Origin of the sequence: uncultured Microbacterium sp. (assembly GCF_963521695.1) — a bacterium.
GTDB lineage: Bacteria > Actinomycetota > Actinomycetes > Actinomycetales > Microbacteriaceae > Microbacterium.
Genome location: NZ_CAUQWC010000125.1, coordinates 1 through 9,817, shown reverse-complemented (window position 1 = coordinate 9,817; position 9,817 = coordinate 1). Strand labels below are relative to the sequence as shown.

The following is a 9,817-nucleotide window of genomic DNA, read 5'->3' as shown; positions in this document are numbered from 1 at the left end:
GTCGTGCGCCGAGATGCCCGCCGCCGACGATCCCGCGGCGCCGACCGGTGCCGCGCCGGACGGGTCCGGGATGACGCCCGGACCGGGCGTGACCCCCGGATCGCCCGGCGTCCCCACGCCGACGCTCGGGAAGACGAAGTGATCGTCGACGCGGACGGCGGCGACGGTCGCACTGCGCACCTCCGTCTCGTTCGCCACCTCGGCGGTGCGGGCGGTGAACGAGCAACGGAGGGTGATCCGCCCCGACTCCCCGGCGCTGCCGCCCGTGTTCCAGCCCGCCTCCGTCACGAGGGCGAGCAGATCGAGGTGGGCGCCGAACGGGACGACCTTGGTGAAGGGTTTCCCGGTGCGCGACCAGGCTGTCCACGCCACGTCGCCGTACTGCATGACCGAGCTCGTGCTCCAGGCGGGGGCGACGCATACGGCGGTTCCGTCGTCAGCCCGGTCGACGGTGACGTCGGTGGTGGCGACGGGTCCGCTGAGGCTCGGGTTGGGGACGTGCGACGTGATCCACGCTTCCAGGGCGGGCCCGCACCGGGTCTTCGCGCCCCAGGTGGTGAGGGCGCAGTCGGGAACGGGAGCGCTCGGCCAGAGCGTCCGGGTGGCGGCGGGGTCTCCTTCGTAATGCTCCCCGTTGGCCGCATCGATCGGGGCGAGCCATGAGGGCGCACCCTGGGCGAACGACTCGCCGCGGGTGGAGTACATCGCGTCGATGATGGTCGCGCATTCCTCGTCGATGTTCGGCTGGCCGCGGCACTCGCGCTTCCTGTCGATCATCACCATGCTGTCGATGTCGGGGTTCACGGGCGTGACGCGGTACGCGTTCTGCACGGACATGGCCCCCTCGATCGAGAGCCGGTTCACCCACCATGACCCCACCGACTCGTGGCACACGGCGCCGTCCTGTGTTGCGACGAAGCACTTGACACTCATCTTCGCGTCATCCAGCACACGCGGCGCGAAGTCGACAGTCATCCAGAGTCGCGAGTGCGGGAACGACAGGCCCGTGCCCCGGGACCATTCCGGTATCGGACTCCGCCACATCGGGAAGTTCTGACTGGCCGCCTCGTTCGGCATCCACGCGCTCGTGTCCGCCTTCACCGTGAATGCGTGCGAGGGATCGGTGCCCGCGGGCGCCGGAGACACGGAATCCTTCATGGTCGTGAGAATGTCCAGCGGGGCGAAGGGGGCCACACCGGAGTTCTGCCATCCGCTCCCCGACCGCCACGGCATGGCCTCTTCGCGTGTCGTGGTCTGCACCGTCGGGTGCGTCGCACGGTAGCCGTTGCTCAGGTCGGACCACTGCTGTGAGCCCGCGGGCACGAATCCGTCGATCCCGTAGGCCGAGACGGCGCCGGCGGTCGTCGACCAGGTCCCGGTCGTCCACGCCGCCGGGAAGGTCGAGGGATCCCTCGCCCACACCCGGGATGCCACCCCCACCGGCGCTCCGGCCGAGAGGAGGGGCTCGTCGGCGGGGGCCCCGGCCGCCCGGGGTGTGGTGGGTTGGTACGACAGGCCGGTCACATCGGTGCCCATGCTCATCACGACGTTCGTGTCGCTGATCGGCACGCCCACCTCTCGCCACTCGGCCGCGAAGCCGTTGTAGATGGTCTTCGCGAGGGTCAGGCCGCCCTCGCACGTGGCTCTCGCCATCGCCGGGCCGTTCGTCTTCGCCAGGGCGCAGACCCTCGCGGAATCCTCGACGCTGAGGGGGCCGTGGGCGGTGACGTAGTCCCTGCTGACCCTCATGAGGGATGCCTGCTGGTGGAGGTAGGTGCCCTGCGCGACGGCGGTCTGCCAGAACGAGACGAGCTTCTGCAGCGGGTCGTAGTAGTCGCGATCATCGAGCCACGCGCCGTGAGCGGTCGCGGGCATCCCGCTCAACGCCGCCGCGGAGGTGTTCCCGATCTTCCAGTCGTTGAGGTAGGCGCGCCCGCAGCTCTGGATGATGCCCGCGACGCCGCCGGTGGTACCCATGTCCGCGTGCACGCTGCGGAGGGATTCCGCGAAGGCGCTGTGGTCCGGAAGGATGGCCTCGCTCTCGCCGGTCGTGTACGCGATGAACGAGTTGATCGCGACCTTGAGGTCGTCCTCGTCGGCGGTGCCCACGCGCACCTCATCGATCTTGTCGACGACGTTCGCGTAGGCGTCGTTCGCGGCAGCCAGCTTGGTGAGATAGTCGCGCGGTCGGCTGGCCTGCACGGCGCAGGTGCCGGTCAGGACGTCTTGGCCGACCGTGGCGATCTCCGCCTCGATCGTCACGAGGGAGTTCTGCACCTGATCGATCTTGTGCTCGATGTCGTCGAGCTGCTTCAGGCGTTCCAGCACGTCGCCGATCGACGGAGCGGACGAACCGCCGAAGATCGCCGAGATCAATGGGGAGGCGATCGAGAGAGCGGTGTTCCACGGCCCGGTCTTGAGACCGAACAGTCCCTCGGCCCAGCCGAGACCGGTCTGCATGCTCGCAATCCAGCTCTGCGCGTCGTCCTCCCACGCGGCCTGCGCCGGCGCGGGGGCCGCGACCACGTTCCCGGCGACGATGACCGCGCCCGCGAGGACGGCGGCCGGGTACTTCAAGAAGCGGCGGGATCGTCGGGGGGTGCGCGAGCGGAGCATGGGGCCTCGAATCATCTCGGGTCGTCGCGCGGGGGCGCAGTTCACTGTGTCAGGCGCGGGAGGTCGGCGCCACCGAAATCTGAGCGGTCGCACGTCGACCGGCCCCGAGGCCGTTCGGTCCCTCGAGGCGCTCAGGGCTGGCTGCAGGTCACGGCTCGGCGGCGAACAGTCCCTGCAGCAGATCCTCGAAGTACTCCGGTGTCACGGCGATCGGGCCGGCGTAGGCGTGGTCGAAACCGGCGATGGCGTAGAGCAGCAGCGCGACGAACAGCGCGAGCATCGCCGACATCAGCAGGTGCACGCGGAGGTTTCGCACCTCGATGAGGCCGATGAGGATCGCGTTCAGTACCGCGCCGACGGCCAGCACGATCCACAGCACGCTCGGCAGCGCCAGGTGGGTGAGGGCGATGCGCTCCCGCCGGCTCTCGACGAGCGAGTGGAACTGATCGAGCGACTGCTGCACGTACAGGATCTCGGCGGGGGAGGCGGGCTGCACGGAAGCGATCGCCTGCTGCATCGCGGTGATGTTGGCATCCGTCTCGGCGGGGATCAGGAGCTGCCGCTGCATCGGCCAGTCGAGGTCGATGACGTTGCGCGTGTACTCGGCGATCTGCAGCTGCAGTTGTGTCGAAGCCGGTTCCGGAAGCAGCGCGCCCGTGCGGTAGAGCGCGGCGAGCGTCGAGGACTCCTGGAGGACGACGCCGTCGACCTCGGTGAAGTTGCCGTAGGCCGCCGCGGCGATGAGCGCCAGGGTCACTCCGTAGAAGACGCCGTAGGCGCCGACCGCGTAGCTGAGGACGCGGTCCCACTCCTCACCCTGGGGTGCGACCCGGAAGACCCACCTGCGCAGGACCAGCAGGATGGCGCACGAGCCGCCGACCACGAGCACGATGAACACCGGCAGTCCCACGGACAACGGCAGGTCGTAGAGCCACATCCGGCACCCCTTCACGGCGGCATCCCCCGACACCGTCGTCGCACAGTACCAATGGCGGGCGGCGCGCCGCACCTGTCGGTCTTCCACCGGTGAGTCAACCGGTTTGGCCCGCCGCCGCAGCGAGACGAGACTAGGACGCATGTCCCACGACAGCTCTTCTTCCGTTTACACGCTGTGGGCGGTTTTCCGCCGCGATCCCGAGAACCCCGTCACCGCCGTCGACGCGACCGAGCTCGCCGACCTCGTCTCGCTCGTCGAGGCCGACGGCGTCACGGTCCGAGGCTTCTACGACGTCAGCGGCCTCCGCGCCGACGCCGACCTGATGGTGTGGCTGCACGGCGAAGACCCCCAGGCGCTCCAGCGCGACCTGCGCCGCCTCCGTCGCACCGAGCTGCTGAAGAACCTCCTGCCGACGTGGAACGCCATGGGCGTGCACCGCGACGCCGAGTTCAACCGGTCGCACGTGCCCGGGTTCCTCCGGGGTATCGAGGCGCAGCAGTGGCTCTGCCTCTATCCCTTCGTGCGCAGCTACGAGTGGTACCTGCTGCCCGAGGAGGAGCGCCGCGAGATGCTCATCGAGCACGGCAAGAAGGGGTCGCAGTACCGCGGCGTCATCGCCAACACCGTGGCATCCTTCGCTCTCGGTGATTACGAGTGGCTCCTGCCGATGGAAGCCGAGGTGCTCACCGACCTCGTCGACATGATGCGCGACCTGCGTTACACCGAGGCCCGTCGTCATGTGCGCGAGGAGGTGCCGTTCTACACGGGTCGCCTCGTAACCCTCGACGAGATCCCCGAGATCCTGCAGTGAGCGCACCCCTTCGCCTCGGTACGCGTCGCAGCGCTCTCGCGATGACGCAGTCGCAGACCGTCGCCGATGCCGTGGCCGCGGTGTCGGGGCGTGTCGTCGAACTGGTGCCGATCGTGTCGGAGGGAGACGTCAACCGTGCCTCGCTGTCGCAGCTGGGCGGACGCGGGGTCTTCGCCAACGGTCTGCGCGAAGCGCTCGCCGCCGACCGGTGCGATTTCCTCGTGCACTCGCTGAAAGACCTGCCGACGCTCCAGCCCGAGGGGCTGGTCATCGCGGCGACGCCCGCGCGCGAGGACGCCCGCGACGTCGTCGTGACGCGCGACGGCACCCCGCTGGGCTCGCTCCCGCCGGGGTCCCGCGTCGGTACCGGCTCGCCCCGTCGCATCGCGCAGGCCCGGCGGCACAACCCTCGGCTCGACATCCACGACATCCGCGGCAACGTCGATTCGCGTCTCGCGCGGGTACGCGACGGGGAGCTGGATGCCGTCATCCTCGCGGCCGCGGGCATCTCGCGCCTGGGCGGCGATCTCGGTGGGCTGCACGCCGAAGAGCTGGGTCTCAGCGAGTGGCCCACCGCTCCCGGGCAGGGGTCGCTCGCCGTCGAGACCCGCACCGACATCGATGACGAGATCCGCGACGCACTCGCTCAGCTCGACGACGCGGACACGCGCACGGCCATCACGGCGGAGCGTACGGTGCTCTCGGCTCTGGATGCCGGCTGCAGCGCGCCCGTGGGGACGCACGCCTCGATCGCCGACGGCGACCTGCGGTTGCGCGCGATCGTCTACGCCCTCGACGGATCCCGCCGGATCGGCATCGATCGGACGGTGCGACTTGACTCGGGGTATGCTCGGGAACCGGGCAGTGGCAATGATGCGGATGCTGCCGACGACGGGGGATCCATCGCGCGCGCGACGCGTATGGGCCGAGAAGCCGCGCGTCGGCTGCTCGAACGCGGGGCGGCCGACCTGGTACCACGAGAGTCGACCACATGAATGAAGGCCACTGGCACACGCCGAACCCCTCGACGGGCAGCGTGCCCAAGCCCCTTGCCGGACGGCGCGTCCTCGTGCCGCGCGGCGGACCTTGGGGCGACGGTGTCGCCGCTCGCCTCCGGCAGCTCGGAGCCGCCCCGGTCATCGCTCCGCTGATCAACTTCGCGCCGACGAACGACCAGGCCACCCTCGACGAAGCCCTGGCCGATCTCGCCGCCGGCGCATTCGACTGGCTCACGCTGACCAGCGCGACGACGGTCGACGTGCTCTACGCCTACAAGGCGGTCATCCCCGCGCAGACCCGCGTCGCCGTCGTGGGCGAGACGACGGCCGCCGCCATGCAGGCAGTCGGGTATCGCGTCGACCTCGTGCCCGAGCGCGACAACTCCGCGCAAGGGATGGCCGAGCAGATGATCGACCTCGAATCCGAGCCCCGCAAGGTGCTAACCCTGCGCAGCGAGATCGCCAAGCCGGTGCTCACGCGTCTGCTCATCGAGGCGGGCCACGACGTGCGCAGCGTCGTGGCATACCGCACCGTCGGGGTCCCCGTCTCCGAGAAGATCGCGGGCGACGTGCACTCCGGGCGCATCAACGCGATCCTCGTCACCAGCGGGTCGGTCGCCGAACAGGTCGTCGAGCAGTTCCCCGACATCCCGGCATCCACCGTCATCGCCGCGATCGGTCCCCGTACCGCCAAGGACGCGAAGCGCGCCGGGCTCAGCGTCGACGTCGTCGCCGAACGGCAGACAGTCGATGCCCTCATCGACGCGGTCGCCCGTTTCCCCGTCCCCACCGAATCGACCCCATGAGTTTTCCCGAGCATCGCCCGCGACGCCTGCGCCGCACCCCCGCCGTCCGTCGTCTCGCTCGTGAGACGCACCTCGTGCCCGCGCAGCTCGTGCTGCCGCTCTTCGTGCGTGAAGGCCTCGCCGAGCCCCGTCCCATCGGCTCGATGCCGGGAATCGTCCAGCACTCCCTCGACTCGCTCCGTCGCGCGGTCGCCGAGGCGGCCGAGGAACGCATCGGTGGCGTCATGCTGTTCGGCGTGCCCGAGACCCGCGACGCGGTGGGTTCCGGCGCCGACGACCCGAACGGCATCCTGAACGTGGCGACCGAGGCCGTCGTGGCCGAGGTGGGCGACGCGCTGGTCGTGCAGACCGATCTGTGCCTCGACGAGTTCACCGACCACGGGCACTGCGGGGTCCTGCAGCCCGACGGGGCCGTCGACAACGACGCCACGCTCGAGCGCTACACCGCGATGGGTCTCGCGCAGGCGAGGGCGGGCTCGGCCATGCTGGGGCTGTCGGGAATGATGGACGGCCAGGTCGGCGCGGTGCGTGAAGCACTGGATGCCGAGGGCTTCACCGACACGCTCATCCTGGCGTACTCGGCGAAGTACGCCGGAGCGTTCTACGGCCCGTTCCGCGAGGCCGTCGACTCGCAGCTCAAGGGCGACCGCCGTTCGTACCAGCTCGACCCCGGCAACGGCCGCGAGGGCGTGCGCGAGGCGCTTCTCGACGTCGAAGAGGGCGCCGACGTGGTCATGGTCAAGCCCGCGCTGCCCTACCTCGACGTGCTCGCCGAGGTGAAGGCCTCGGTCGACGTACCGGTGTGGGCCTACCAGGTGTCGGGGGAGTACGCGATGATCGAGGCCGCCGCAGCCCACGGATGGATCGACCGCCGGGGCGCGATCACCGAGAGCCTGCTCGGCATCCGCCGTGCCGGCGCCGACGCGATCCTGACGTACTGGGCCGTCGAGGCCGCCCGCTGGTTGCGCGCCGATCTCTGAGCCCCGTTCGGTTGCCGCGCCTCGCTGCCCGGCCCCAGCCGGACACAACGCAGGAGATTCCCACCGGTGCTCGCTGCCTCTGCACCGGCAACTCCGGAAAGATTGACCCTGCAGACCCCGCGGCGCAGGACGGCCCCCGATTCTCCTGCGTTATGCACATCGAGAGGATGAGCACCCCATGACCGATCTCAACGATCAGTGGTTCGCCCGCGCGAAGGACGTCATTCCGGGCGGCGTGAACTCGCCCGTGCGCGCCTACGGCTCCGTGGGCGGGACGCCCCGGTTCGTGCAGTCGGCATCCGGACCCCGCATCACGGATGCCGCGGGCCGCGAGTACGTCGACCTCGTGGCCTCGTGGGGTCCGGCGCTCCTCGGTCACGCGCACCCCGAGGTGGTCGAGGCGGTCCGGTCTGCGGCATCCCGCGGGTTGTCGTTCGGCGCACCCACGGGAGCCGAAGTGGAGCTCGCCGACCTCATCGCGCACCGTGTGCAGGTGGGCGAGCTGAAGCCGATCGAGAAGGTGCGCCTGGTGTCCACCGGCACCGAGGCGACGATGACGGCAATCCGTCTCGCGCGCGGCGTGACGGGGCGCGACCTGCTGATCAAGTTCGCCGGGCATTACCACGGCCACTCCGACGGGCTGCTGGCCGCCGCCGGATCGGGTGTCGCCACCCTCGCCCTGCCCGGCTCGGCGGGCGTTCCCGCGCCCATCGCCGCGCAGACCCTCGTGCTGCCCTACAACGACCTCGACGCCGTTCGCGAGGCCTTCGAGGTGCACGGCGAGAACATCGCCGCGATCATCGTCGAGGCGGCCTCCGCCAACATGGGCGTCGTGCCGCCCCTGCCCGGCTTCAACGCCGCGCTCGCCGACATCGCCCACAGCCACGGCGCCCTGCTCATCATGGATGAGGTGCTCACCGGCTTCCGCGTGCACTCCGCCGGTTTCTGGGGCCTCCAGGCCTCGCAGGGCGAGACCTATCTGCCCGACATCCTCACCTACGGCAAGGTCGTCGGTGGAGGGATGCCGTTGGCCGCGCTCGCGGGGCGCGCCGAGATCATGGACCACCTCGCGCCCCTCGGCCCGGTGTACCAGGCGGGAACGCTCTCGGGGAATCCGCTGTCGGTCGCCGCGGGCCTCGCGACGCTGCGCCTCGCAACCCCCGAGGTCTACGCCGCGGTCGACGCCGCGGCGGCCCGTGTCGCCGATGCGCTCGACTCTGCGCTGACGGCCGAGGGTGTCGTGCACGTCGTGCCGCGCGCCGGTTCGCTGTTCGGCGTCGCGTTCCTCCCCGAGGTGCCCCTCGACTACGCCACGGCGCTCACACAGCAGTCCTACCGCTACGCGTCGTTCTTCCATTCGATGCTGGATGCCGGTGTCTCGCTGCCGCCGAGCGTGTTCGAGGCGTGGTTCCTCACCGCCGCACACGACGATGCCGCTCTCGAGCACGTGATCTCGACGCTGCCCGGGGCGGCCAAGGCCGCGGCGGAGGCGCTGGACCCGACGCTGCTCGCGCAGTAGGGGCCGGGGCGGTTTCCCGCGTTCCGACGCGTCGCTCGGTGGTGCATAACTCCTGCAGAAATGCGGTGCGGTCGGCCGATTCCCCGGAACTCCGCGACCCGCGGCTGTGCGTGCGCCTGATTATCCGGAGTTGTGCACGGCGTCGGCCACGGGGGAGTGCGCGTGACGCGCGGCCCCGACGCGCGGCCCCGACGCGCGGCGGCGGCCACGGGTCTGGGTCGCGCGGTGGAAGACTGGACGGATGCAGATTCCTCAGCCTCGCGTCGTCGTGCTCGCCGGAGGAGTCGGGGGATCGAAGTTCACCCTCGGCGTGCGGGCGGCGCTGCGTCGACTCGACGCACCCGAGGCCACCGTCGTGGTCAACACGGGCGATGACCTGTGGCTCTCGGGCGTGCGGCTGCAGCCCGACGTCGACTCGATCACCTACGCCCTGGCGGGGGTGAACGACACCGTGCGCGGCTGGGGTCGAGCCGGTGACACCGAACGCGTGAACGAGGAACTCCAGTCGTGGGGTGCGGGGTGGCCGTGGTTCACGCTCGGCGACCTCGACCTCGGCACGCACCTCGCCCGCACCGGGTGGCTGCGCGAGGGGCTGACGCCGACACAGGTGCTCGCGCGCATGGCGGAGCGGTGGCCGCTCGGCATCCGTCTGCTGCCCATGACCGACAGCGAGGTCGACACTCACGTGCTCCTGGAGGACGGCGGTCGCCTGCACTTCCAGGAGTGGTGGACCCGTCACCGCGCGAAGCTCACGCCCCGCGCGTTCGAGAACCCCGGGATCACGGATGCCGTACCCGCGCCCGGAGTCACGGATGCGATCGCTGCGGCCGACGTGGTGCTGCTGGCCCCGTCGAACCCCGTCGTGTCGATCGGTCCGATCCTCACGGTGCCGGGTGTGCGCGAGGCCCTGCGCGAAACCGCGGCGCGGGTGGTGGGCGTGTCGCCGATCATCGGTGGGCGGGTCGTGCGCGGGATGGCGGACGTCTGCCTGACGGCGATCGGGGTGGAGACGTCTGCCGCGGCGGTGGCGCAGCATTACGGGGCGCGGTCGGCGGACGGCCTGCTCGACGCGTGGCTGCTGGCCGAGGAGGACGCGGCCGCCGCGGCGGAGGACGAGCGCAGCGCAACGCTCACCGCCGCGCGTGCCGCA

Annotated in this window: 8 protein-coding genes; 6 read left to right on the top strand and 2 right to left on the bottom strand. The window is 70.6% G+C overall.

Annotated elements, in window-relative coordinates; genetic code table 11:
* Window positions 1–2,616 (bottom strand): hypothetical protein (locus RWP81_RS10310; RefSeq protein ID WP_314455778.1); only part of this gene is annotated, 2,616 nt, incomplete at its 3' end.
* Between the two features lie 148 nt (window positions 2,617–2,764).
* Window positions 2,765–3,640: a DUF4239 domain-containing protein gene (locus RWP81_RS10305; protein ID WP_314455775.1), complete on the bottom strand. Its 876-nt coding sequence runs from the start codon at window positions 3,638–3,640 to the stop codon at window positions 2,765–2,767.
* Window positions 3,641–3,692: 52 nt separating this feature from the next.
* Here RWP81_RS10305 and hemQ point away from each other — a divergent pair, with 52 nt between their 5' ends.
* From hemQ to cofD, 6 genes are all read left to right on the top strand, one after another.
* Entirely contained in the window at window positions 3,693–4,364 is a 672-nt protein-coding gene (gene hemQ / locus RWP81_RS10300) for a hydrogen peroxide-dependent heme synthase (RefSeq protein ID WP_314455771.1), read from the top strand.
* A complete protein-coding gene (hemC, locus tag RWP81_RS10295; protein WP_314455768.1) occupies window positions 4,361–5,359 on the top strand; it encodes a hydroxymethylbilane synthase in 999 nt (332 codons plus the stop codon). Before hemQ ends, hemC begins: the two co-directional genes overlap by 4 nt.
* Window positions 5,356–6,168, top strand: a complete 813-nt coding sequence (locus RWP81_RS10290; protein ID WP_314455765.1) for a uroporphyrinogen-III synthase — start codon at window positions 5,356–5,358, stop codon at window positions 6,166–6,168. Before hemC ends, RWP81_RS10290 begins: the two co-directional genes overlap by 4 nt.
* Window positions 6,165–7,148 (top strand): porphobilinogen synthase, encoded by a 984-nt coding sequence (gene hemB / locus RWP81_RS10285; RefSeq protein WP_314455762.1) that lies wholly within the window; start codon window positions 6,165–6,167, stop codon window positions 7,146–7,148. The genes RWP81_RS10290 and hemB overlap by 4 nt, the downstream gene beginning before the upstream one ends.
* A 178-nt stretch (window positions 7,149–7,326) precedes the next feature.
* Window positions 7,327–8,667, top strand: coding sequence for a glutamate-1-semialdehyde 2,1-aminomutase (gene hemL, locus RWP81_RS10280; RefSeq protein WP_314455760.1), 1,341 nt, complete (start codon window positions 7,327–7,329; stop codon window positions 8,665–8,667).
* Window positions 8,668–8,908: 241 nt separating this feature from the next.
* A partial coding sequence (cofD, locus tag RWP81_RS10275) for a 2-phospho-L-lactate transferase (RefSeq protein WP_314455757.1) occupies window positions 8,909–9,817 on the top strand: 909 nt, incomplete at its 3' end.

Excerpts from the sequence above, each read along its gene's own strand:
- hemQ (WP_314455771.1), top strand. The coding sequence starts at position 3,693 with ATGTCCCACGACAGCTCTTCTTCCGTTTACACGCTGTGGGCGGTTTTC.
- hemB (WP_314455762.1), top strand. The coding sequence starts at position 6,165 with ATGAGTTTTCCCGAGCATCGCCCGCGACGCCTGCGCCGCACCCCCGCC.
- hemL (WP_314455760.1), top strand. The coding sequence starts at position 7,327 with ATGACCGATCTCAACGATCAGTGGTTCGCCCGCGCGAAGGACGTCATT.
- RWP81_RS10290 (WP_314455765.1), top strand. The coding sequence starts at position 5,356 with ATGAATGAAGGCCACTGGCACACGCCGAACCCCTCGACGGGCAGCGTG.